We start from the raw sequence: 23,492 nt of genomic DNA on the forward strand, positions 1-23,492 counted from the left end.
TTATTCCAAGCGCTATAATGATGCTGTTATTGCCGTACCTATTATTTGTCATTTTTAAATTAAAACGCTCACGTCAGCAACTTCGAATTTCAGAACATCGCTTAAAAAGTACCGTAGAAGGCAGTGGTGACACACTTTGGGATTGGAATATTAAAACCGGTGAAGTGCTGCGAATAAATGATAAATACACCTCAGATACAAACAGCAGCAGTGGCTTTCCCCCTAACCGCGAATTGATTCACCCTCACGATTTACAACACGTCGAAACAGCGCTAAAAAAACACTTTGCTGAACACACCGCTTTCTTTGAAGCGAGCTACCGTATAAAAGACAGTTTTGATCGCTGGCACTGGGTACTGGATCGCGGCAAGATCATCGAAAAAGATGCAAACCTAAACCCTTTACGTATGACAGGTACAGTGCGAGATATTTCTCAGCTTAAATCAACTGAAGCGCGTTTAAACCTGTTTGCAAAATGCGTTGAGTCGTTAACTGACGCCATCGCCATTTACGATAAAAACTTCAAGCTGGTTGACTTAAACCCGAGCTTTTTGACTTTGTTTGGTGGCAGCCGCGAACAATATTTAAAGAAAGATTTTACCTTAAATGGTTATGACCAAAGCTATGTGGATGAAATTAAAGCCACCGTAAAAGCGACGGAGCATTGGCAGCAAGAGGTAAAACTTCGCAATGCAAAAAGACAGTTGTTACCGATTGAAATTTCAATTGATGAAATCAAAAATGAGCACAACCAAATTTGTAACTATGTGGTGGTGTTTTCAGATCAAACAGAACGAAAAAAAGCCGAATCACAATTACATAACTTATCTAATCGCGACCGCACAACGGGCTTACCGAACCGAAATTTATTTTTCACTAACCTGAAAAAGCTTGCTAAACAAGATAACCATCACGCTTTGTTAGTGTTTGACCTAGATAACTTTAAAAAGATTAACGACTCACTGGGTCACCAACTTGGTGATAGCTTATTGTCTAAGCTTGCGATGCGTTTGAATAAGTTAACTCGCGAAAAAGATGTGTTTTATCGCCTAGGCGGTGATGAGTTTGCGCTGGTAATGTCGGGCACCAACGATATTCATACCATCACTCGCATGGCTAAACTCTTTTTAGCTGCAATTGCCACGCCTTTCAATATGGCGGGTCACGAACTGGTGATCACCTCGAGTGTCGGGATTGTACTGTTCCCTGAAGATGGTAATACCCCAGAACTATTACTTAAAAATGCGGATACAGCCATGTATCACGCCAAGAAAAAAGGTAATAGCTACCTGTTTTTCAATGACACCATGAACCGTGAAGCGGTTAAACGCTTACAAATCGAAAACTTAATGCGTTACGGTCTAAAAGAAGATCACTTTGAAGTGTATTACCAACCGAAGATGAACATTCGTACTGGTAAGCTAGATGGTATGGAAGCACTTGTGCGCTTTATTACTCCGAAAAAAGGCGTCATAAGCCCTGGTGTGTTTATTCCTATCGCTGAAGAAACTGGGCAAATAATCGAAATTGGTGAAGTAGTTTTAAACAAAGCGTGTCGCGATGTAAAGGCGTGGATAGATCAAGGTTTATTCAGCGGTCGTGTGGCAGTAAACTTATCGGCCAAGCAGTTTAGCTTACCTGACTTAACCACTCGTATTGATGTAATTTTGCAAAAAAATGAACTGCCCTCTTACTTCCTTGAGCTTGAGATCACTGAAGGTACGGTTATGGACGATCCGAACGAAGCAATTGCAGTCATGCGCTCACTCAGTGCTCGTGGTATTCACCTTGCAATGGATGACTTTGGTACGGGTTACTCTTCATTAGCCTATCTAAAACAGTTCCCACTTAATACCTTGAAAGTTGATAAAGCCTTTATTGACGACATGCAATCAGAACGTGGTCGTAATATGGTCGACTCAATTGTGACCATTGCTCATAACCTTGATTTACATGTGGTTGCAGAAGGGGTTGAGCAAGCTGATCAGGTCGTTATGTTAGAGCAGTTAAAGTGTCAAACAGTCCAAGGTTATTATTATTCTAAACCGTTATCTCAACCTGAATTTACCGCATTCTTACAAAAGCAACTCGATAAATCTGCACCAAGCCTATTAAAAACTGTAAAAGCTTAAGGTCGCCAACCACACGATTGTCGGCCAACATGGCGCACAAATGCGCGTCGGTAATGCACGTTAAACAAACACCAAGCAACAGGCCCAAGTACACCGCCTAACAGCATCCAGCGCTTTACTGGCATTCCTTTAGACAGAGACTCTAGATACATCACCAAAATAAATACACAGCTCAAAATAACAAATAACACACAGCACCTCATTAAAATCAGCGGCAGTGTACATAATTTCAGCAAGCTTTAAAACTTCACTCATGCTATACCCTCTATAAGGCTTATTTATACTGACCTTGATGCTACTTGGCCTTACTTTCTAGGCTGTTGAAATGATGTACAAAAACCAAGCTCACTGCTATTATCGGTACGTGCAATTTGCACAAAGGAATATACAAAAATAATTATGAGGAATCGTTATGTCTGAAGAATCAGCTAACATTTATGAAGCACCAGAAGCTGAGCTTACTCAGCAAAATAATGGTGGTAATAAACCTATTTTAAACTTTGAGCGCTTCTCTGCTTGGGGCGTGTTCTTTTTGAGCCTTTTTACATTGGGGATATACGGCGTGTTCTGGCTAGTAAGCCGTACCAATCAAGCAAATACGCTAGCTAAACATAAGGTAAGTCAAAACCTAGTTTATGGTTACATTGCCCTCTACGTAATTAACATTGGTTTAGCATTCACATCTATTCCAGAAGGTTTATCTGCGATTGTTTCGCTGGCTTCTTTTGTTGTTGGGATTGTATTAGTTTTCTCTCTTCGTACATCAATTAAAGAATTGATTAATGAAGGCAGCAATGAACCAGTTCATTTAGGTGGTATTTTAACGTTTTTCTTTAACGTTATTTATTTCCAATACAAAATCAACGAAGCTATTGATAATCAAAAATAATCGTTTCGTTATTTATTAAAAAAGGCATTGAATTCAATGCCTTTTTTATTGCGGGTTGGTATTAGATTATTACAATGCCCCGGAGTGCTTCACATTTAAATAGGTGTTAAGCACATGCGGTAGTAGCTGCTCAGGGTTACAGTCTATAGCTATCACCCCTTGTTTTTTCAGCTTTGCCATATTGGCTTTATGTGAATTTAACAGCGCTAATGCTGCACAATAGCTGGTTGCATCTTCGTACTTTTCAATAGGCTCATCGAGCGCTTCACTCACGGCACGATTGTTAATATTGATAAGCGCAACCAAGTGGTGTTTTTGTAATAACTTTATTGCAGGCATCAACTCATCAATGCTTTGCTCATCAAGGGTGGTGACTAATAACACTAAAGACCGTTTACTGCGTTTAGCGATTAATTGGTTCACTGCCACTAAATAGTCACTGCTGCTCTTATCTGGGTATAGATCATAAAAGTGATTCATTACCCGTGATACATTCTGCGCGCCTTTTACATCAGGTAACCAGCGCAGGTTTTGGTTAAAGCTTTGCATGCTAAACCAGTCACCTTGTTTTAGCACCGTGTGCGACAGCAGTAATAATGCATTTAAGGCATGATCAAAGTGGCTGCCCTCATTGGCTTCTATGGCCATTTTTTTAGAGGCATCGAGCATTACTATGACGTGTTGGTTTTGCTCTTCTTGATACTCACGAGAAATGAGTTTTCGACGCTTACTGGTCGCCTGCCAATCTATCTGCCTAACGCTATCACCTTGGCGATATTCACGTAACTGCTGAAACTCAATGCCATCACCGCGCTTTTTAGTGAGCTTTAAGCCTGAAATAGGCTTATTTACTACGCCATTTAAATGCTGCTTTGAAGTAACACGGCTAAAATCTGGATACACTTTTAATTGAATTCTTTGCTCAGCTAACCAGTTTGTTTGCCAAAGGCCAAATGGCGACCCTACCCTAAGTTCAATGGCACTGATCTGCGCATCACCTCGTTTGTGAGCGCGTAATGTAAAGCTCTGCTTTGCTTGTTGCATTGCATCTATAAACACCGTTTGCTGAGGCTTTTGCAGCTCAATTGCATTACTTAAATGAACACTGACATCTAGCATGGTCGCATGCTTCGCTTTATTTTTAATCACTAGCTGCAATGCTTGGCGGCGATACAAAGCCATGTTGAGACTCGTTTGTGCACTTACTTCAAGTAAAGGTTCTGACTTCGCTGCCATATAATCTACAAATGCGAGCAATAAAGGCACTAAGAGCAAGGCCGTTAGCACTAAGCTGTCAACCGATGCAATGGCACAGACAAGCAACAATAACAGCAGTAAAGCTGTTAATTGTACTAAGCGTTTTGCAGGTCTATGCTTGATGCGTTTCATGAGCGTGGCGCTTCAACACTGGCTAAAATGGCATTGATCACTTCATCAAATGACACCCCTTCCAGCTCCAAATCAGCCGATAAAATTAATCGGTGTCTTAAAATATTCACAGACACTGACTTCACATCATCTGGGGTTACAAAGTCACGGCCATTCATCAATGCCATTACTTTTGCCGCTTTAATGATATTAATTGAGGCACGTAACCCTGCGCCGTGCAATACGCCTTGCCAAGTTCGTGAACTACGCACGATATCGACGGCATAATTCAGTATTTGTTCGTCTACTAAGATATCTGCACAAAGCTGTTTAATTTCAGCAATACGTTTAGCATCCAATACCGCTGGGAGCTGCTCTACTTTGGTTTCATTAGACACAATTTGTGTATTTAGTTTTAAAAGCTCAACTTCCGATTCATGAGAAGGAAAACCAAGCTCAACTTTCATCATAAAGCGGTCTAATTCAGCCTCTGGCAGTGGGTACGTCCCTTCTTGATCTAATGGGTTTTGAGTGGCTAATACCATAAATGGTGAATCAATAGATAATGACTCGCCATCAATCGTGATTTGTTGCTCTTGCATCACCTCAAGAAGGGCTGATTGCGTTTTAGCTGGTGCACGGTTGATTTCATCAGCCAGCAAAATATTAGTAAATGCAGGGCCTTTTTTGATATTAAATTCACCTGATTTCATATCATACAAACTATGGCCAACAACATCTGAAGGCATTAAATCCGGTGTAAACTGCACTCGCGAAAAGTCTACATTTAAGCTTTTTGCTAAGGCTCTAACCAATAGCGTTTTACCAAGCCCAGGAACCCCTTCAAGTAACACATGGCCACCTGCAAATAGCACGGTAAGCACATCTTCAACAATGGCATCTTGACCGACTAACACACGCGAAATGTTATGCTTTACTTGTTTTACTGCATCAGCTGCCTCAACTAAGCTCATGCGATTAGTGTCCAATTCCGTGCTCATAAGGCATTCCTTAATTGTTTGAATCGTTTTATATATTCTGTTCGTTGTTCTTTTGACTCAGGCAACTTGCTAGCAAGTAGTTGAGCCACTTGTTGTTTTTCAAAATGAGTTAAACTAGCGATGATCTGCGCCTGCTTTTCTACACTGAGCATTTTAAAATTAGGTACCCGCGATTCAACTTTGGCGTAAAAATCTTTCTTGAGTGCAGCAAATAACACGGCTTCGTGACCATGCTCAGAATAAAAGTTCGCCACTGCACGGATATGCTGATTAAAGCAGGTTTTTATTTCAAAGTCAGGAGCATAAGAGCGGCCGATGCGACTACTGATATGCCACACTGCAAGCACAATTAATAACAGCAACGTCACCACACATTGCCAGCTCCAGTGCCATAATTTGGCAAACCAATTTGGGTAAGTTAGGTAAGGTACATAGGTTACTTTTTCAGCTCCTTTACTTAACCAAAGTAATAAGCTGCCATGATCAAGATGGCGAAGTCGATAATTGGTAAAAGGTAACAGTGAAGGCATCACGATGATCCGACCTTGGCCAAATGCAAAATCACACATCAGGGTGTCGCCATTATCATTATTGGTACTCACACCTGGGCAGTTTTCAATAAAAAAAGTACGGCTTAGCTCAAGGTCAAGCTGGGTGTTTTCATCGATTGAGAGCGTACTATTTTTATTCCCTTCTTTGAGCATCGAAAAATCATATTCAAACACATCTTCTTGGCTTTCTACATTGATGCCAAGCTGACTAAAAAATACGGTGCTATCAATCGCCAGCTCATCGCGCTGCCTGTTTAATACATAAATTAAACGTCCGCCCTCACCAACCCAATCAGCAAGCTGTACATCTAACTGGTAAGAGTCAGCAAGCACCGCCTCATCCAAAATTAAGATACTTTGCGGGTCAATGTTTAACTCATCACTTTGTGCTTGTTCTGCCAAGCGTTTGTTTTTATTCCAATCGATACCATTGGCTTTAAGTAGCCGCTTAGCCATCGTGAAGTTATCTTTTGCCACATCACTATGAAAGCCAATTTCTATTTCTTTTTTCTGCCAATCTAAAGAAGCAATACCAGCAATAACAAATAAGCTAAACACCACTAGCACCGCTATGAGCACAACTTTAAGTTTCATGGGCGTGCTCCTTAGTCTCTGCTGTCATAGTAGTAACTTGCTCAGTCAGCTCGATAAAGTCAATATCAGGGGTTTTATGACCCCAAGCAACCGTGACCCACGCAGAAAATAAGCGGGCAAAAATCGCTTGTCCTTGGTTTGGCACCCTTGCATCAATTGCACGTTTACATTCGCGCTCAGTCATAGAGCGGTGCAAGCGCACTTCATGTTGTTGCTGTGCCCAACTCAGCGCATGATGAAGCAAATATGCCAGTGCCAAGCGGTGCTCACCTTGCTCAAAACACTGCTTTGCTGCGGCAATTAAATCAGTAGGTAAATCTTTGCTTTTAATTTCAGCAAATAAAGTGGGGATCACTGGCTCTTCATTTACTTTTGTACGTTCTGGTAAGCTTAAATTTGCAAAAAAACCGCGCTTTTGCATGAGGTAATACACTAGCCAAATAACTAATAAACCGACCAGTACCCAAACAAATATGCCAAACACTTCACCAATCGCAGTAAACACATCGATAAGCCAAGACCAATCACTCTCTGATGAGCTGTCTTTTGCTTCGATATTTGGCACCCACGTGGTCTCAGTTTCAATGACATTAGGCTCATTATAAAGAGCAGTAACTTGCTCTTTTACCGCTTGCTTATCGATTTGCTCTGCATAGCTTGTTGATGGCTGTAACGAAAACGTTGTCAGTATAAATAGCGTCACGGCACTGACGACGCCTGCAAGACGGGTGCGAATATTTTTAAAAGCCAGCTCTATATCCCAGCCTTCTAGTTCAACTCGACGGTGTAAATAAGCAAGGAAACCACCTGTTACAAATAACGGTGCGACTAACGAGATACTGATGATATAAATAAAGTTAAACGCTATCTCAACCCAGATTGGCGCTTCGAATATTTGGTACATGGCTTCTTGTGCAGAGAATGAATGGGGCACAAGTGCAATTGTCAGTGCCGATATCCCCATTAAATTGATGAATTCAAAATGCACACAAAACAGCATCCATAATGTTTGTTTTGGCTTAGTTGAAGCAAATAAAACTCGCTTACGCTTAGTTTTGCGTTCACCTGATAGTCGCTCGAGTTGTTCTACAGGGGCTAAAAATGCTCTGTTTGGGCTGAGCCTAAAAACGGTTAAATGCGCTAGCATATCAGCGATTTTTAACTGCTTGAGTGACTTTAAGCTACTCATTATGTTGACTGGCTGATTGAAAACCGCTTTTGACATGTAATCGAGTAAAGGTCGCTCAAATACAGGTTTGAGCCACCAAACAACAAAGCCACCTATGCCCCAGTTTAATAAAAAGCCGACAATCAGAAATACAGGCACGGCCATCATCAAATACAAAGAGACCAACGCCACAGCATGCTGCTTAACTAACAACACGGTTAAATCAAAGGTCTCGTAAGCACTTCGCTTGCGGGGATTGAAGCTAAGTCGATTAAGCTCCATAGCGCATTCCCCTGTATAAGCGAAAAATGACATAAGCCCAACAACCGCTGCCAACTAAATATTTAATTTCGTTAGCAATATCACGGGGCGACCAAAATGCTTCAATAAAAGCGGCTATGACTAACATCAAAAATGCGCCAACAATGAGCGGAAGTGCTTTTTGTGCAGCCTGTTTCATCGCATATGCACGGGTATACTGCCCAGGGTTTAACAAGCCATAACCTATTTGACACCCCGCCGCTGAAGCAATGATGATAGCGGTTAACTCAAACGAGCCATGAGTGATCACAAACGAGAAAAACGGCCCTTCAAATCCAACATTTACAATGTGAGCTGCAACAGCACCAAAATAAAAACTATTGAACAGCAAGAAAAAAGCAGCGCCAACACAAAACAGCACGCCACCTGCAAACATCTGAAATGCGATACCAATGTTATTGTAGATATAGACCCCGAACATCATCAGATCTTGTGACGCGCCGCGCTCAGCCGATTGAACACTACCACTGGGGTTATACATTTGTTCGATATTAAGTACTGTGCCTTGCCCTAAAAATGTATACGCAGCATCAGGGTCGATTGTCACCCAAATAAAAGCAATTAAGGCCAATCCCCAAAATGCCAATAAGTTAATGCCAAGCATTAACCGATTTTCATACAAAGCACGCGGAAATGCCGTGCGTGCCACATGCCATATTTCAGAGAATTGATTACTTCGAGATAAATAAAGACGCTTTTGCCCTAGCTGCACCAACCTGTTTATTTGCTCAATCAACACCGGGCTGTATTGACGACTTTGCGCAATGGCTAAATCATTACAGACTTTACGATACAAATTAGGAAAATTAACAGGTAAAGACTTTACACTATTTTGCTCACAAAGCGCTTCAAATTCATCCCAACTGACGCTATTTGATTTTACAAATTGAGTTTGCTTCATTGTTTACCCTCCGGCTGTGGGTAATCGTTATCATGTTGAGCTTGCCCAGCAAAGTGGCGTGCGTAACTAACGAGCTGCGCCTCAATATCATGCTCTTCGGCAGAAAAAGGAACAGCTAAAATTGCAGCCAACTCACGGCGCCTTGCATCAGATAATTCATCATGACGTTCAGCAAAAGCAAGCACGGCTAATTGCTCTTCGGTGGTTAAGCTAATGGTCGGAATATGCACTTCACCTTGAGATAATTCAGGCCGTGCGGCTAACTCATCGTCGTAAATAACCATGGTGCCTGCCGCCCAATCACCAATGCGTTTAAAGCTGTTGTTAAACAACATCACCACAAGACCCAAGAAATAGCCTATCGGCAGCATATCGGCTGGGCGTAGTAAGTTACGCACTACAATTTGCGAGAAGCTTGCTGGTAAGCCATTGTCTTGTACAACACGGATTTTAAGGCGTTTTTTACCCGGCGTTTGGCCACTTTCCATTTCAAACAGGATGTTATAGCCCCATGAAATTAAAAAGTAAGCAATTAATATAAGTCCTTGCCCTGCATCGCCAAAAAATGCCAATACAGTACCCACAGCAAGTAAAACCAAACTACGGATAAGAAAATCGATAATGTAAGCATAGCTTCGGGCAACAACGCCAGCGGGAGTGATGGCGATATCAACGCCTTCGGGGAGTTTGATGTATTCTCTGTTTTCCAATCCGTGGTTTAACATTAATCTACTACTGGTATTTATTATTGTTTTCGTAAGCTAATAATGATGCGCGTTTTCCGTTCCTTTTTCAATGCATTTTGTTATAAGCGCGTTACAAATAAAACAAAAAACCGGCATCAAAGCCGGTTTTTTTAAGAGCCTCAGAATTATTTTTCTGCACGACCCATAAATTTTTGTTCAACAGTGTTGATACGAATACGATCGCCTGTCGAAATATGCTCAGGAACTTGAATTGTTAAACCTGTTGTTAAACGCGCAGGTTTAGAACGAGCACTTGCTGAAGCACCTTTGATTGAAGGGTCAGTTTCTTCTACAACAAGTTCAACACTTGATGGTAAATCTATACCAACCGGTGCACCATCAATCACAATAACGTGAAGACCCTGAGTTTCTTCATTAACGAATAAAACTTCTTCACTGATCGCTTCTTTATTTAGGTTGTAAGGCGTGTAATCTTCGTTATCCATGAAAACATATTCGTCTCCATCAATGTAAGAGAACATTGCTTCACGACGAGTTAAGTCAGCTAGCTTTAGCATGTCGCTGTCTTTAAAAGTTTCATCAACTTTACCGCCTGTTACTACATCGTATAAACGCATGCGGTATAAACTACCACCAGCACGACCCTGTGGTACAGAACGTTGAATATCTTTAACTACTAAAACACGGCCGTTATGCTCGATAGCGGCGCCTTTTTTAACTTCACTTGCCTTAGGCATGGGTGTATTCCTATCGTTTTTTGATGACAGAAATTTACCACGTAATGGCTTTTGTTCAATAAAAATTTGCAGTTTTCACTCATGCCCGTTATTTATTCTATTTTTCAGCAAATTATGACAATAGTTGTCTCCAAACTACGAAAAAGCTGCTATGTTTATAACTACGAAAAATGACTTCAAGGATTGGATCATGAATCAACACACAGTACACGAGTATTTAATGAAAAAGCCATTGGTGATGATCACCCAACCATTTGGCCAAGATGTCGACGTTTACAAGGTGAATCATAAAATGTTTGCCACCCTTGCTGAGGGCAAAGAAGGTCAAACAGACGATGAGGGGAACCTTGTATGGTGGCTAAATCTGAAATGCGATCCAGATGAAGCCCAAGCACTGCGTGATATTTTCCCGTCGGTGATCCCGGGTTATCACATGAACAAACGTTTATGGAATACGGTTATTTTAGATGGCACCGTACCACAAGGAGAAATTGAACGAATGATCGATAATTCGTTTGATTTAGTGGTTGCGAATATGCCAGAAAAAGACAGAAAAGCGATTGCGCTTCATCTGTAAAATTGCGCACTGATCACACTCTGTGATCAGTGCAACTTAAATGAAAATGATGATCGGTATACAAAACGCCGCCAATGGCATACGCATCTAGCTGCTTCTCGACTAACTGAAAACCACACTTCTCAAGTACTTTTTCCGAACCGATATTACCCTCGGTGACAACCGCTTTAAATTCACGCACCGCATGCTCTGATGTGGCGTAATTAAGCACTGCTTGCAAAGACTCTGTAGCATAGCCACGACCATGAAAATTAGGCAGTAGCAAATAACCAACCTCTTGACTATCTGGCACTGTTGATGAGGTAAAGCCAGTTACACCCACCTCTTTACCGGTACTGGTTTCAACAATAACTAAACACAGTGGTGAATTCGTATTTGGCTGCCAAGGCTTTAAACGTTCATTAAACTTAGCACGTAACTGCGCCTCAGAAGGCTTATCGAAGCATTTCTCTATCACTTTGGCATCATTATGCAAAGTGTAAAACAATGGCCAGTCATCGGCATTTAATAGCCGTAATGTTAATCGCGCAGTGGTGAGAGTCATGGTGATTAATTGCTTTGTAAATAAACCTAGTTATAACAAATCGACTTCACGAGTTAAATACCACTTATGGCCAATATCGAAACAAAAAGCCCCGCTCAATGAGCAGGGCTTTTATATTAATTTGTTACCAACTGAGAATGACTTTTCCTATTAGGTTATCTTCAGGTAAAAACCCCCAATAGCGACTATCTGAGCTATTATCTCTTGAATCCCCCATAACAAAATAATGGCCTTGAGGTATTTCCCACTCACCATGTCTGCTACCGACTTGGCTGAAATAATGACTTATTAGATCCATATGATTGTCATTCACTAAAATCTGGTAGCTACTATCCTCATTCACTTCTTGTAGAATTTTTAGCCCATTTTCATCTTGTGAAACTAGCGATTGTTCAATAACACTATAATCGGAGCAATTATCTGTAGGCTGCTTACACGCCTTTTTGATATAGAGTGTTTTATTTCGATATACAACCCTATCACCAGCTAAACCAATGACCCGCTTCATCCAAATAGATTGAGGGTTTTGCGGATATTGAAATACGACAATATCTCCTCTCCTTACTTCAGCTGTCATCTCAGATTTTAAAACTTGTTGACCTAAATATTGATAATTACCATAACCTAGCTTGCTGACAATAACTTGACTGCCTTTTTCTAGCGTTGGAGCCATTGATGAAGCAGGTATAGTGAAAAATTCAAAACAGAAAATCCTAACTAAAGTAAGGCAAGTATAAATAGTAGTAAAAAGTAAAAAAGTAACCCACCAACGCGCGAACCAAGCCCTCTTTTGAGAAGCGTTATAATGTTGAGTTACCCAAAAAGCATGAATGGGACAAATAAGAATAAATACACTAGTGAAATAAATGCCTTGATACCAATCTGACTCTGCTGCATTTGCTTGTAGCCTAATATCAAACAAATAACATATAACCATCAACACAAAGTACGTAATGAACAATCTGGCTTTATTAACGTACAAAAATACAAATGGTTGTAATAACACACCAAGAATTATTGCGATAAAACCTTTGGGTTTCCATGTAGTAGACACTCTCATTTCCTTATTTAACTTAAGTCATTGCACATAATTGTCCAATATTAAATATAAAATCACAGTGATGCCATAAAGCTTCTGACATTTTTTTAAAAAGCAAAAAGCCCCACTCAATGTGAGCAGGGCTTTTATATTAACTAATCAATTTAAAGAATTAGCTTTTGGTCGTTTCTGTATCCGCGGCTTCTGACGCTTGCTCGTCTTCGACCACTTCTTTGGTTACTTCAACCGGATCGACTGGCGCGATTTCAGCTACTGCCGGCTCTTCGCTTTCTGCTTGGTAAAAACGATCACCCTTTTCAGCCATTGCTTTTAACGTATCGCAAGGTGTGAAAATTGGGTTGTAGTTAGCAAAAGTCGCCATTTCTGAGCTCACTTGTGCTGCACCCAGTTTATCCATATAGCTAAATGGACCGCCTAAGAATGGTGGGAAACCGATACCAAAAATAGCACCAATATCACCGTCACGCGGGCTTGCAATAATGCCATCATCTAAACAGCGTACCGCTTCGTTTAGCATTTGCGCAACACAACGTTTAGCAATTTCGCTCTTGTTTAAACGAGGTGATGGCGTAACACCAAGTAGCTCGTATACTGACTCATCCACTTTCTTATCTTTCTTTTCGTAAAGATAAAAACCACGGCCAGTCTTACGACCTAAACGCTTAGAATCGATTAAGCGATTAAATGCATCCGGGGCTTTAAAGCGCTCGCCCAATTCTTTTTCAAGGATTGGCGCAATTTTAGAACCGATATCAATCCCTACTTCATCAAGTAACGCTAAAGGCCCTACCGGGAAACCAAACTCAACCAATGCTTGGTCAATCTTTTCAATTGGCTCACCTGCAAGCAGTAAATTAGCCGCTTCATTGACATAAGGCGCTAAGATACGGTTTACATAGAAACCAGCCATGTCTTTAACCACAATCGGTGTTTTACCTTGCTTACGCGCAAAGTTAACTACACGAGCGATGGTTTCTTCAGACGTACCAGCGTGTGGAATGATCTCAACAAGTGGCATTTTCTCAACTGGTGAGAAGTAATGCAGACCAATTACATTTTCTGGGCGTGCTGCATCCGCAGCAATTTGTGCAATCGGTAATGACGAGGTATTACTTGCAAAAATCGTGTTGTCTTGACATTCACGTTCAACATCAGCCACCATACCTTGCTTTAAAGCAAGATCTTCAAACACGGCTTCGATAACGATATCAATGTGTTTAAAGCCACTGTAATCGGTAGTTCCGGTAATGCGGTTCATGGTTTGTTGTAGCTCTGCTTTAGATAAAATACGACGTTTTTGCTTTTTATCTAAAATTTTATAGCTGTAGTTCATTGCATTGCTGATGCCCTTTTCAGCCACATCTTTAATGCGCACAGGAACACCGGCTTTTACAGCACTAACATGGGCAATACCCGCGCCCATTAGGCCGCCACCTAATACTGCCGCTTTAGCGATTGCTGGTGCATCATCATTACGCCACTCTTTTTTCATTTCAGTGGTTGCAAAGAAAATACCGCGTAATGCTTTTGACTCATCGCTCATTACCAGCGTGGCAAAGCCTTCAGCTTCAGTTTTGTATGCTTTTAACTGATCAAGTTCAACACTTGCACGAACCGCTTTAATAATGGCTAAAGGTGCTGGGTAGTGACCGCCTGTTTTCTTCAGTACGTTTTCTTGTGCTTTTTTGAAAATAATATTGCGACCAAATGGGTTTGACTCAAGTAATTGGCTTAAACGGTCTAGCTTTGGTTTAGTGACCTTTGCCTTACCTTTCAGAGCAAACTCTTTAGCAACGTCAAGTAATACACTGTGTGGAACACAATCATTTACTAAGCCTGTTTTCTTCGCTTGCTTAGCACGTACTTGCTTACCTGTAAGCATCCACTCAAGTGCTTTTTGTAGACCAACTAATTTAGGTAAGCGCTGAGTACCGCCACCACCAGGTAATAAGCCTAACTGTACTTCTGGCAAACCAAGCTTAGTGATATCGCTGTCTGAACACACGCGATAATCACACGCTAAAGCAAACTCTAAACCACTCCCTAATGCCGCACCATGAATGGCACTCACTGTTGGGAAAGGCAGCTTTTTCATATCGAAAAATGCTTGCTGGCACATTTCGCTCAACGCTAATGCATCTTCACGGCTATTAGCGCTATCAAGCATTTTAATATCAGCACCAGCGATAAAGTTATCGCTTTTACCACTGATAAATACCATGCCTTTTACCGCTTGCGCTTGTGCGTCTTTAAGTAAGGTTTTTAAATCTTCTGCAAAACTACTGCGCAGGGTGTTCATTTTCTCACCCGGCACATCAATGGTTACAACGGCTACGCCGTCATCAGCCACTGATAAACTAAATACTGAATCTGTCATTACGCACTCTCCAATACAAAGGCTGCGCCTAAGCCACCCGCTGCACACGCAGTCGTAAGCGCTAAGCCGCCACCGCGACGATTAAGTTCATGTAAGCTTTGCGTGATCAGGCGCGCACCTGTTGCCGCAAATGGGTGACCGTATGCAAGTGAGCCACCTAAAACATTGAACTTGTCCATGTTAATTTCGCCGATCGCTTTGCTGCGACCTAGCTTTTCTTGTGCAAATTTATCTGACGCAAACATCTTCATGTTAGCTAGTGTTTGCGCTGCAAATGCTTCGTGCATTTCGATTAAATCTAAATCAGCTAGTGTGATACCTGCTCTATCTAGAGCAATTGGCGTTGAGTGCGCCGGACCCATTAGCATATCTTCATGTACACCAATTGCTGAGAAAGCAAAGCTACGCACATAACCTAAAATGTTGTATCCCAATGCTTTAGCTTTACTCTCGCTCATCATTAATACCGCGACGGCACCATCGGTTAATGGCGTTGCGTTAGCTGCAGTCACTGAACCATGTTGACGGTCAAATACTGGTTTTAACTTCGCGTAGCCTTCAACTGTTGAGTTATGACGAATGTTATTATCTTGCTCAATAAAGCTCTTATAAGGCGCAACATGGGCAGTCATTACTTCGTCTTTCAGTTTACCATCTGCCCACGCTTGGCTTGCAAGGGTATGAGAACGATGTGCTAAAGCATCTTGATCTTCGCGGCTAATGTTATGCGTTTTCGCCATTTGTTCTGCTGTTTGACCCATAGATAAACCAGTAGAGTACTCAGCGACCGCTGGCGGAACAGGAAGTAAATCTTTTAAACGTAGTTTAGAGAAAATCTTTAATCGCTGGCCAAGCGTACGTGCTTTGTTTAAATCGACAAGGCTACCCGCTAATTTTTTACTAACACCAATAGGTAAAACAGACGATGAGTCAGCACCACCGGCGATACCGACTTGCACTGAGCCTGCCATAATTGACTCAGCTACATTAGCAATGGCTTGGAAACTTGTCGCACACGCACGCGAAACAGAGTAAGCATCAACAGAAACAGGCATACCCGTACCTAATACGATTTCACGGGCAATATTTGGCGCTTCTGGCATTTGCACTACTTGTCCAAATACAAGTTGGTCAATTTCAGATTTATCAAAGTTAAGTCGTTCAAGCATCTCGTTGACAACTAACTTACCCATATCAAGGGCTGGTACATGATGGAATGCTGTGGCTTGCTTTGCGAATGGCGTTCGCAGGCCGCTAACGATAGCGATACGATCGCCTTTTGCTGTTTTAAGTATATTTTGCTCAGACATTTATGCTCTCCCGCTGACAGGTCTGACCTGTTTGTTTTTCCTGATTCTAAAACAACCCGTGTACGAATGCCAATAGTAAGTTTTCAACCATAGGCTTTTTTCGGCCTATTTACAAAAAAACACCGTATTTATATGGTAGGCTAAAAATCCTTAAAAAATAACGAACTATTTGAGGATTTTGTGTCTAACACTTGTGTTATAACTTTTGAATCCTTATAACTTGTTAATAGCGCCCCACCACGGTACCGCGCAAAGAATTTATCGGTACTGAACATAACGTATTGGCGCATAACAAAAACAATTTTTGACTCACGCTTTTAGGACAGTCTTTTTATTATGGCAGTTAACGCATTTTCACAATTAAAATCATACCTAGACACGCAAATTATCGGCCAACCACAATTAACTCAAGCACTGTTAATCGCGATTTTGGCAGACGGCCATTTATTAGTAGAAGGCCCTCCGGGTCTTGCTAAGACACGTGCAGTCAATGCCTTAGCAAAAGGCGTTGAAGGCAGTTTTCAACGTGTACAATTTACCCCAGACTTATTACCTGCGGATGTCACAGGTACTGATATTTATCGCCAGCAAACCAGTGAGTTCGTATTTGAAAAGGGCCCGTTATTTCATAACCTAATTTTGGCTGATGAAATTAACCGTGCCCCAGCTAAAGTGCAATCAGCCCTACTAGAAGCTATGGCTGAACGCCAAGTAACGGTTGGTAAAAACACCTATCCGCTGTCTGATCTCTTTATGGTTATGGCAACCCAAAACCCGCTAGAGCAAGAAGGCACTTACCCACTGCCAGAAGCTCAGCTTGACCGCTTTTTACTACATTTAAGCATTGATTACCCAGGTGCTGAACACGAATTAGATATCCTACGCCTAACCCGTGGCGAGGCCATTTCTGATAAACAAGCAACGACACAACAAATTAGTCAAAGTGAACTATTTGCTGCCCGTAAAGCGATATTAGGTTTGTACTTAGCTGAGCCGCTTGAGAAATACTTAGTACAGTTAATTGTTGCCACTCGTGAAGCTGCAGAGCTTGATGAGCAACTTGGTCGCTGGATTGAATATGGCGCAAGCCCACGTGCAACGATTGCCCTAGATAAGTGTGCCCGCGCGCATGCTTGGTTAGAAGGTCGTGACTTTGTTGCGCCTGATGATATTCAAGCAGTGCTGCATAATGTATTGCGTCACCGTATTATCTTAAGTTACGAAGCACAGGCCGATGGTATCAGTAAAGACGATGTGATCAGCCGTATTTTAGAATTGGTGGCAGTACCATAAGCTATGTCGAGCCAATTTGATCCAGCAGCGTGGTTAGCAGCGAGTCATAGTCAAGGCGTCAATTTATCACTCAAAGAGTTGATGTATTACAAAGCCAAGGCTCGTTTGCTAGAACTTGCGCCCAAAGTAAAAATCAAAAACAGCTTAGCTGGGCAATACCTTGCGCCCCATAAAGGCCGTGGTATGGAGTTTGCCGAGGTGCGTCATTACCAGGCCGGTGATGACATACGCTCTATCGACTGGCGTGTTACCGCACGCACTGGCGAAACCCACACTAAGCTGTTTCAAGAAGAAAAAGAGCGCCCTGTTTTTGTCTTTACCGACTTTTCTAACTCGATGCTATTTGGCTCAAAGTTACTGTTAAAATCGGTGCAAGCAGCGCATATCAGCGCATTGGTTGCTTGGTCAGCGTGCCAACGAGGTGATCGCATCGGTGGTCTGGTGTTTAATCAGCAAGGTCATCACGAATTAAAACCGACCTCACGAGAAAAAGCCGTATTAAAGCTTTGTCACAACTTATGTGATATTCACAGCCAAGCACTGGCTAATATCGACCAAACAGCCTCCAGCTTATTCAGCGAAAACCTTAAACGCCTTAATCATTTAGCAAAACCAGGAAGCTTGGTTTATATCGTCTCCGATTTTAGTGCGCTTGATGAAGCAAGCTTCAAACAGCTCGAAATACTCAGCAGGCACTGTGAATTGATTGGCTGCCATATTAGCGATCCGTTCGAGCACCAGCTACCTGCTTTTAAACAAACTGTGACCGTGTCGGCGAATGGCCAAGAACTTGCGTTACCGTTAATGGATAAGCAATTTCGCGAGCGCTTTGCTAAGTCTGCCGAAGAGTCGTTTTCTAATAGATTAAAGCGCTTACAAAAATCTGGGCTTAGTTTAATTTCATTCAGTGCAGCCACTCCACTTGAGCTGCAATTAGTGAGAAAGTAACAATGCAAAAAAATCCGCTAGATGGCTTACATGATGTCATTGCACCGACCGAGGTTGCATGGTGGCCACTTGCTCCAATTTGGTGGCTGATCATCGCCTTAGTTGGTTCGTTATTAATTATCGGCTTAGTGCTTTTATATAAAAACCAGCAGTTTAAAAAAGCCAAAAAGCAAGCCATTAAATTAAGTAAAACCCTCAGCGATGAGGATACGCAAGAGCTGCACATTATTTTAAAACGCTTAACTCGCCATTATTACAACAGCCAACTTGCCTCTCAGCCTTTGGCTAAGTGGTCAGAAAGTTTATCTAAGCTCAGTGGCGACAACTTTAGTTACGATGAACTAATGCCGCTTTATCAACAGCATAGTAATAATGCTGAGCTTGGGGCTAAATTGCGCAGTGCTATCAGCAACTTTAAACTCAAGGAGCCAATTAATGTTTGAGTTTAGTTGGCCATGGTGTTTTGTACTTTTACCACTGCCTTGGTTATTGAGCCGCTTCATGCCCTTAAAACAACAAGGGCAGTTACGTTTACGTATTCCTGGCTTTGCTAAGCTCGGCTTAAATAATCAAGCAGTACAACAACATAGCCGCAAAGTTTCGTTTCTCGAATGGGCTATTTGGGTCTCTTTGGTTGTCGCTATTGCAAACCCAACTTGGCTTGATGAACCGATCACGCTGCCTAATGAAGGACGCGATATTATGCTTGCGGTGGACTTATCTGGCTCAATGACAGAGCAAGATATGGAGTATCGAAATAATCAATATGTAGATAGGCTCACTATGGTAAAAGCTGTACTTAGTGATTTTATCGAGCAGCGTCAAGGTGATCGCCTTGGTCTTATCCTATTTGGTGATACCGCATTTTTACAAACCCCCTTACTCGTGATGTTAAAACCGTGAGCCAAATGCTCAGCGAAGCGCAGATTGGCCTAGTAGGTAGAGCAACAGCCATCGGTGATGCGTTAGGTTTATCTGTAAAGCGTTTTGCTAATAAAGATGAAAGTAACCGTATCGTAGTGCTATTAACCGATGGTCAAAACACCGCCGGTAACCTTGACCCTGAAGATGCGCTACTGTTAGCCCGCGAAGAAGGCATTAAAGTGTATACCATAGGTGTTGGCTCAGATAGTAAACGTGGCTTTAGCCTGTTTAATATGGGTGGTATGAGCGGTGGTAACTTGGATGAAAGTTTACTAAAACGCATTGCCGAGCAAACTGGCGGCTTATACTTTAGAGCAAAAGATGTAGCCGGTTTGCAGCAAATTTACCAAGAGCTCGATAAACTTGAGCCTATCAGTAGTGATGAGCAAACGTTCCGCCCACAAATTTCATTGTTTTATATTCCACTGCTTGTCGCACTTGGATTTATCGGTTTAGCAATGCTAGTCAATTTTATTCGCCAATTTAAGCAGGAGAGCTAGTATGGATTTTGAATTTATTCGCCCTGCCCTACTTTGGTTATTAATCCCCGCGCTGATTATTTTTAGTGTGCTATTGGTACGCAACAAAAAAAGCGCCCCTGCTGATTTAATTGCGCCCCATTTGGCGCAGTTTGTAATGAGCGACAATCATAAAAAACAAAGCCAACCGCTTTGGCTAGTTGCTGTCTTTACTCTATTAGCCATCGTGTTTACAGCAGGTCCAAGCTTTGAAAAGAAACAAGTCCCGGTGTTTCAAGCAAAGAATGCGCGGGTCATTGTGATGGACATGTCGTACTCCATGTTCAGTACCGACATCGCACCAAGCCGGTTAGTTCAAGCTCGCTTTAAAGCACTTGATATGATTGAGCTTTTCAAAGAAGGTGATACGGCATTGGTCGCTTATGCAGGCTCTGCATTCACAATTTCGCCGCTAACCAATGACGCCAGCACCTTAGCTAACCTTATCCCAAGTCTAAGCCCTGATATCATGCCGAGCAAAGGTTCAAATGTTATTGAAGGCCTAGAAAAAGCCGACGATTTACTAAAACAAGCAGGCTATTTAGATGGTGATATTATTTTAGTCACCGATGGGGTTGATAGCTTAGATCAAGAAGATATTAGCCGCTTTACTGCTCAGTCTAATTATCGCTTAAATGTCTATGGCGTTGGCACAGAGCAAGGTGCGCCGATTAAGTTACCTGAAGGTGGCTTTTTAAAAGATATGCAAGGGCAGATTGTGATTCCGACGCTAAATATCAGCCGCTTAAGTGCGCTTGCACGTAATAGCGGTGGCAAATTTGCACTGTATCAAACCAGTAATCAGGATATTCAAACATTTGCCCCCACTGCTAATGCAGAAGTACTCAAAGATGAAAAACAAAGCCAAGCATTATGGCGAGTTGATGCAGGTATTTACGGCCTGATTATTTTATTGCCGTTAGCACTATTTTTAATTCGCCGTAGCAGCCTAGTACTTGGCTTTTTGTTTGTTATGCTCCTACCTCAGCAACAAGTATACGCCGATGAATTACCAGAGGTATTTAAAAACCAAGACCAACGCGCTCTTGATGCTTACCAGCAAAATCAATTTGAACAAGCCGCCCAAGCACAAAACACGCAACTTAAAGGCGCCGCCCTTTACCAGCAAGGTAATTACCAAGCTGCCATGGATGCGTTTAGTGAAGATAAATCTGCGACGGGTTTTTACAACTACGGTAATGCCCTTGCCAAGGCGGGTGAGCTAGAACAAGCCATAGAAGCGTATAAGCAAGCCCAACAGCTTAAAAATGACTTCACTGAGGCAAAAGAAAACCAAGCCCTCGTTGAACAGTTATTGCAGCAGCAAGAGCAACAACAACAGCAACAAGATCAACAGCAAAAAAATGATCAACAAAACTCTGATGGTCAGCAAGATAACCAGCAAAAGCAACAGGGTGAAAACTCCCAGCAAGGCGAAAACTCTGAGCAAAGTGAGCAGCAAGATGGCCAACAACCGTCTGAGCAAGGTGAGCAATCGGATCAAAAAGGTGAACAAAGCGAGTCTGAAAGTGACCAGCAAAACAAACCTGAAATGCAATCTGAAAAAGACACGTCGTCACAATCAGGTGAACAACAGCCAGAGCAAGCTCCCGATCAACAAGATGCCCAGCCACAGCCTTCGCAAAGTGATGAACAAGCTAAACAGCAAGCAGAGCAACAAGCGATGCAGGCACAAGCTGCTGAACTGACTAATGAAGAGAAAGAGAAAGCCCAGCAACTTAACCAGCTGCTGCGCAAAGTTCCCGATGATCCTGCGATCTTATTAAGAAATAAAATGCAATTAGAAGCACAAAAACGAAACTATCAACGTCGTCCACGAGGAGCCGAAAAATCATGGTAATGCGATTATTATGTTGTTTATTGCTAATCGCGGCAGCGCCGCTTTGGGCTGCCACCCAATTACAGGCAAGTGTTGATAAAAACCCTGTCCTTGCTGGTGAGTTTTTTGTTTTAACCATCTCAGCAGACGACTCTATTAACAGCGAGCAACCTGACACTTCGGTGTTATTAAAAGACTTTGTTGTAGGGCCAACCAGTGTCAGCTCTCGCACCAATATCATTAATGGTGAAATCAGTAAGCAAACCAACTGGTCTGTAAAGCTGATGACCCGTAAAGAAGGCACTTATACCATCCCTGCCTTTACTGTTGCCGGTGTTAGTTCAAAACCCATTGAGCTAACGGTGGCTAAACGCAGCCAAACCTCTGAACAAAATAAAGAAGCCTTCATTAAAACCAGCATCAAGCCAACTAGCTTATACGTGCAAGAAGCCGGTGTTTATACGGTTAAATTGTATTTAGACAACAACAAAGAATTGCTGGATGGCAACTTAACTACACCAGAAATGGAAAACGCTGAGTTAACACCGATTAACAAGCAGTCTGAAGACTATGAGTTAATTGATGGTAAACGCTATCTAGTGATCACTCGTGAGTACTTAGTACAGCCACAAAAAAGTGGCGTGAATACCATTACGGCTCCTGTGTTCAATGGCCGCATTCGTCAAAACTACCGTCAAATGGCTGTCTCAGCGATGGGCGAAGATGTTGATGTGGAAATTAAACCAATTCCAGATAACTACACAGGCGCTTGGTTACCGAGTGAGTTGGTCAATCTTGATGAGCAATGGCAGCCAAAAGATGACACCGTTGAAGTTGGCACCCCTATCACTCGCACCATTACTTTGACTGCGTTAGGTGTTACTAAAGAGCAACTTCCAGATATCGAGATGCCACAGGTGCAAGGCTTTAGAAGCTACCCTGATGCGAAAGAAAATAACCACTTAGTACGTGATGGTCGTGTTATTTCTCAGCAAACAGCTTCTTACGCTTTATTACCGCAAACACCGGGTACTTACACATTGCCTGAAATAAAGCTGCCTTGGTTTAATACTAAAATCAATCGTATCAGCTATGCCACCATTCCAGCTCGTACTTTAACCGTTGTGCCAAGTACAAATCCACTCACTCCCACCGCCCCTGCCATCACTGCGCCGCAAAACAATAGCTCAAGCATGGTGAGTGAAGGTCCTACGGATGTACAAACCGTTACGCAAGTGACTACGCCTTTATGGCTTATTATCGTGGCAATTATCGGCTATGGACTTTGGTTAATCACCTTAGTGCTTTACATTAAAAAGCGCCCTCAACAGTCGGCCTCGGAAGCATTACCTAAGAGCGTTTCGTCTGCGTCATTAAATGAGCTCAAGCATTTAGCAAAACAAAATAATTGCTCAGCGTTTTATAATGCCTTAAGTCGTTATGCTAAGCAGCAAACAGGTAAAAATGCAGCGGCCATAGAGTGTTTGCAAGCATCACTCAAAAATACACAACTTAATGATGAAATTGCTAAATTACGCACTAAACTTTATAGTTCAGCAGAAGAACACGTTGATTTAAGTTTAATCGTCAACTTGCTAAGCCAAGCAACAAAGCACGCTAAATCGACAAGTAATGACACTGAATTAAAAAATCTTTACGATTAACCATAATCTAATAGATTGAATATAAACGGCTAATCTTGAATTAGCCGTTTTTTTAAGAAAAAAATAAT

At 42.0% G+C, this 23,492-nt stretch carries 20 protein-coding genes and 1 pseudogene; 9 read left to right on the plus strand and 12 right to left on the minus strand.

Features of this window, described 5'->3' with window-relative positions; all coding sequences use genetic code 11:
• Nucleotides 1-17: 17 nt before the first annotated feature.
• Nucleotides 18-2,132: a sensor domain-containing protein gene (locus P4S60_RS11770; RefSeq protein ID WP_420820060.1), complete on the plus strand. Its 2,115-nt coding sequence runs from the start codon at nucleotides 18-20 to the stop codon at nucleotides 2,130-2,132.
• Here the strand turns inward: P4S60_RS11770 and P4S60_RS11775 are convergent.
• Nucleotides 2,129-2,323 carry a hypothetical protein gene (locus P4S60_RS11775; protein WP_138624605.1) on the minus strand — a complete coding sequence of 65 codons (195 nt, stop codon included), beginning with the start codon at nucleotides 2,321-2,323 and terminating at the stop codon, nucleotides 2,129-2,131. The two genes, P4S60_RS11770 and P4S60_RS11775, sit on opposite strands and share 4 nt — an antisense overlap.
• 221 nt (nucleotides 2,324-2,544) lie before the next feature.
• On the opposite strand from P4S60_RS11775, the gene P4S60_RS11780 reads away from it, so the two are divergent.
• Nucleotides 2,545-3,021, plus strand: a complete 477-nt coding sequence (locus P4S60_RS11780) for a DUF4234 domain-containing protein (RefSeq protein WP_337116071.1) — start codon at nucleotides 2,545-2,547, stop codon at nucleotides 3,019-3,021.
• A 69-nt stretch (nucleotides 3,022-3,090) separates the two neighbouring features.
• On the opposite strand, the gene P4S60_RS11785 is transcribed toward P4S60_RS11780, so the two are convergent.
• The 7 genes from P4S60_RS11785 to efpL form a co-directional block, all read right to left on the minus strand.
• The gene (locus P4S60_RS11785; protein ID WP_337116072.1) at nucleotides 3,091-4,410 is read right to left on the minus strand and encodes a DUF58 domain-containing protein; all 1,320 of its coding nucleotides are present in this window, start codon (nucleotides 4,408-4,410) and stop codon (nucleotides 3,091-3,093) included.
• A complete protein-coding gene (locus P4S60_RS11790; RefSeq protein ID WP_054553208.1) occupies nucleotides 4,407-5,390 on the minus strand; it encodes an AAA family ATPase in 984 nt (327 codons plus the stop codon). Before P4S60_RS11790 ends, P4S60_RS11785 begins: the two co-directional genes overlap by 4 nt.
• Nucleotides 5,387-6,535 carry a DUF4350 domain-containing protein gene (locus P4S60_RS11795; protein ID WP_337116073.1) on the minus strand — a complete coding sequence of 383 codons (1,149 nt, stop codon included), beginning with the start codon at nucleotides 6,533-6,535 and terminating at the stop codon, nucleotides 5,387-5,389. Before P4S60_RS11795 ends, P4S60_RS11790 begins: the two co-directional genes overlap by 4 nt.
• The gene (locus P4S60_RS11800) at nucleotides 6,525-7,985 is read right to left on the minus strand and encodes a hypothetical protein (protein WP_337116074.1); all 1,461 of its coding nucleotides are present in this window, start codon (nucleotides 7,983-7,985) and stop codon (nucleotides 6,525-6,527) included. The genes P4S60_RS11795 and P4S60_RS11800 overlap by 11 nt, the downstream gene beginning before the upstream one ends.
• Nucleotides 7,975-8,925, minus strand: coding sequence for a stage II sporulation protein M (locus tag P4S60_RS11805; protein WP_337116075.1), 951 nt, complete (start codon nucleotides 8,923-8,925; stop codon nucleotides 7,975-7,977). Before P4S60_RS11805 ends, P4S60_RS11800 begins: the two co-directional genes overlap by 11 nt.
• Nucleotides 8,922-9,650, minus strand: coding sequence for an RDD family protein (locus P4S60_RS11810; RefSeq protein WP_337116076.1), 729 nt, complete (start codon nucleotides 9,648-9,650; stop codon nucleotides 8,922-8,924). The genes P4S60_RS11805 and P4S60_RS11810 overlap by 4 nt, the downstream gene beginning before the upstream one ends.
• A 146-nt stretch (nucleotides 9,651-9,796) precedes the next feature.
• On the minus strand, nucleotides 9,797-10,369 hold the full coding sequence (gene efpL, locus P4S60_RS11815) for an elongation factor P-like protein EfpL (RefSeq protein ID WP_337116077.1): 573 nt from the start codon (nucleotides 10,367-10,369) through the stop codon (nucleotides 9,797-9,799).
• A gap of 190 nt (nucleotides 10,370-10,559) precedes the next feature.
• Here efpL and P4S60_RS11820 point away from each other — a divergent pair, with 190 nt between their 5' ends.
• Nucleotides 10,560-10,946 (plus strand): MmcQ/YjbR family DNA-binding protein, encoded by a 387-nt coding sequence (locus P4S60_RS11820; protein WP_063706687.1) that lies wholly within the window; start codon nucleotides 10,560-10,562, stop codon nucleotides 10,944-10,946.
• Between the two features lie 13 nt (nucleotides 10,947-10,959).
• On the opposite strand, the gene P4S60_RS11825 is transcribed toward P4S60_RS11820, so the two are convergent.
• The 4 genes from P4S60_RS11825 to fadI form a co-directional block, all read right to left on the minus strand.
• Complete coding sequence (locus P4S60_RS11825; protein WP_288344474.1) at nucleotides 10,960-11,490, minus strand: GNAT family N-acetyltransferase; 531 nt, start codon at nucleotides 11,488-11,490, stop codon at nucleotides 10,960-10,962.
• 124 nt (nucleotides 11,491-11,614) lie between these two features.
• Complete coding sequence (lepB, locus tag P4S60_RS11830) at nucleotides 11,615-12,544, minus strand: signal peptidase I (protein WP_337116078.1); 930 nt, start codon at nucleotides 12,542-12,544, stop codon at nucleotides 11,615-11,617.
• Nucleotides 12,545-12,701: 157 nt separating this feature from the next.
• A complete protein-coding gene (fadJ, locus tag P4S60_RS11835) occupies nucleotides 12,702-14,927 on the minus strand; it encodes a fatty acid oxidation complex subunit alpha FadJ (protein WP_337116079.1) in 2,226 nt (741 codons plus the stop codon).
• Nucleotides 14,927-16,237 carry an acetyl-CoA C-acyltransferase FadI gene (gene fadI / locus P4S60_RS11840; RefSeq protein WP_337116080.1) on the minus strand — a complete coding sequence of 437 codons (1,311 nt, stop codon included), beginning with the start codon at nucleotides 16,235-16,237 and terminating at the stop codon, nucleotides 14,927-14,929. The genes fadJ and fadI overlap by 1 nt, the downstream gene beginning before the upstream one ends.
• A 336-nt stretch (nucleotides 16,238-16,573) precedes the next feature.
• Here fadI and P4S60_RS11845 point away from each other — a divergent pair, with 336 nt between their 5' ends.
• The 6 genes and pseudogenes from P4S60_RS11845 (at nucleotide 16,574) to P4S60_RS11870 (ending at nucleotide 23,424) form a co-directional block, all read left to right on the plus strand.
• Nucleotides 16,574-17,530 carry an AAA family ATPase gene (locus tag P4S60_RS11845; RefSeq protein WP_054553219.1) on the plus strand — a complete coding sequence of 319 codons (957 nt, stop codon included), beginning with the start codon at nucleotides 16,574-16,576 and terminating at the stop codon, nucleotides 17,528-17,530.
• Nucleotides 17,531-17,533: 3 nt separating this feature from the next.
• Nucleotides 17,534-18,478, plus strand: coding sequence for a DUF58 domain-containing protein (locus P4S60_RS11850; RefSeq protein ID WP_063706681.1), 945 nt, complete (start codon nucleotides 17,534-17,536; stop codon nucleotides 18,476-18,478).
• 2 nt (nucleotides 18,479-18,480) lie between these two features.
• Nucleotides 18,481-18,921, plus strand: coding sequence for a DUF4381 domain-containing protein (locus P4S60_RS11855; protein ID WP_063706678.1), 441 nt, complete (start codon nucleotides 18,481-18,483; stop codon nucleotides 18,919-18,921).
• Nucleotides 18,914-19,902: pseudogene (locus P4S60_RS11860) on the plus strand (vWA domain-containing protein). The gene P4S60_RS11855 and the pseudogene P4S60_RS11860 overlap by 8 nt, the downstream one beginning before the upstream one ends.
• A 1-nt stretch (nucleotide 19,903) precedes the next feature.
• Nucleotides 19,904-21,781 (plus strand): vWA domain-containing protein, encoded by a 1,878-nt coding sequence (locus P4S60_RS11865; RefSeq protein WP_337116081.1) that lies wholly within the window; start codon nucleotides 19,904-19,906, stop codon nucleotides 21,779-21,781.
• Entirely contained in the window at nucleotides 21,775-23,424 is a 1,650-nt protein-coding gene (locus P4S60_RS11870; RefSeq protein WP_337116082.1) for a BatD family protein, read from the plus strand. Before P4S60_RS11865 ends, P4S60_RS11870 begins: the two co-directional genes overlap by 7 nt.
• Nucleotides 23,425-23,492: the final 68 nt, after the last annotated feature.

The organism is Pseudoalteromonas sp. Hal040 (genome assembly GCF_037162425.1).
Lineage (GTDB): Bacteria > Pseudomonadota > Gammaproteobacteria > Enterobacterales > Alteromonadaceae > Pseudoalteromonas > Pseudoalteromonas gelatinilytica.

Bases quoted from the DNA above. Each gene is read 5' to 3' on its own strand.
- P4S60_RS11770 (WP_420820060.1), top strand. From the start codon at position 18: ATGATGCTGTTATTGCCGTACCTATTATTTGTCATTTTTAAATTAAAA.
- P4S60_RS11780 (WP_337116071.1), top strand. From the start codon at position 2,545: ATGTCTGAAGAATCAGCTAACATTTATGAAGCACCAGAAGCTGAGCTT.
- P4S60_RS11785 (WP_337116072.1), bottom strand. From the start codon at position 4,410: ATGAAACGCATCAAGCATAGACCTGCAAAACGCTTAGTACAATTAACA.
- P4S60_RS11790 (WP_054553208.1), bottom strand. From the start codon at position 5,390: ATGAGCACGGAATTGGACACTAATCGCATGAGCTTAGTTGAGGCAGCT.
- P4S60_RS11795 (WP_337116073.1), bottom strand. From the start codon at position 6,535: ATGAAACTTAAAGTTGTGCTCATAGCGGTGCTAGTGGTGTTTAGCTTA.
- P4S60_RS11800 (WP_337116074.1), bottom strand. From the start codon at position 7,985: ATGGAGCTTAATCGACTTAGCTTCAATCCCCGCAAGCGAAGTGCTTAC.
- P4S60_RS11805 (WP_337116075.1), bottom strand. From the start codon at position 8,925: ATGAAGCAAACTCAATTTGTAAAATCAAATAGCGTCAGTTGGGATGAA.
- P4S60_RS11810 (WP_337116076.1), bottom strand. From the start codon at position 9,650: ATGTTAAACCACGGATTGGAAAACAGAGAATACATCAAACTCCCCGAA.
- efpL (WP_337116077.1), bottom strand. From the start codon at position 10,369: ATGCCTAAGGCAAGTGAAGTTAAAAAAGGCGCCGCTATCGAGCATAAC.
- P4S60_RS11820 (WP_063706687.1), top strand. From the start codon at position 10,560: ATGAATCAACACACAGTACACGAGTATTTAATGAAAAAGCCATTGGTG.
- P4S60_RS11825 (WP_288344474.1), bottom strand. From the start codon at position 11,490: ATGACTCTCACCACTGCGCGATTAACATTACGGCTATTAAATGCCGAT.
- fadJ (WP_337116079.1), bottom strand. From the start codon at position 14,927: ATGACAGATTCAGTATTTAGTTTATCAGTGGCTGATGACGGCGTAGCC.
- fadI (WP_337116080.1), bottom strand. From the start codon at position 16,237: ATGTCTGAGCAAAATATACTTAAAACAGCAAAAGGCGATCGTATCGCT.
- P4S60_RS11845 (WP_054553219.1), top strand. From the start codon at position 16,574: ATGGCAGTTAACGCATTTTCACAATTAAAATCATACCTAGACACGCAA.
- P4S60_RS11850 (WP_063706681.1), top strand. From the start codon at position 17,534: ATGTCGAGCCAATTTGATCCAGCAGCGTGGTTAGCAGCGAGTCATAGT.
- P4S60_RS11855 (WP_063706678.1), top strand. From the start codon at position 18,481: ATGCAAAAAAATCCGCTAGATGGCTTACATGATGTCATTGCACCGACC.
- P4S60_RS11865 (WP_337116081.1), top strand. From the start codon at position 19,904: ATGGATTTTGAATTTATTCGCCCTGCCCTACTTTGGTTATTAATCCCC.
- P4S60_RS11870 (WP_337116082.1), top strand. From the start codon at position 21,775: ATGGTAATGCGATTATTATGTTGTTTATTGCTAATCGCGGCAGCGCCG.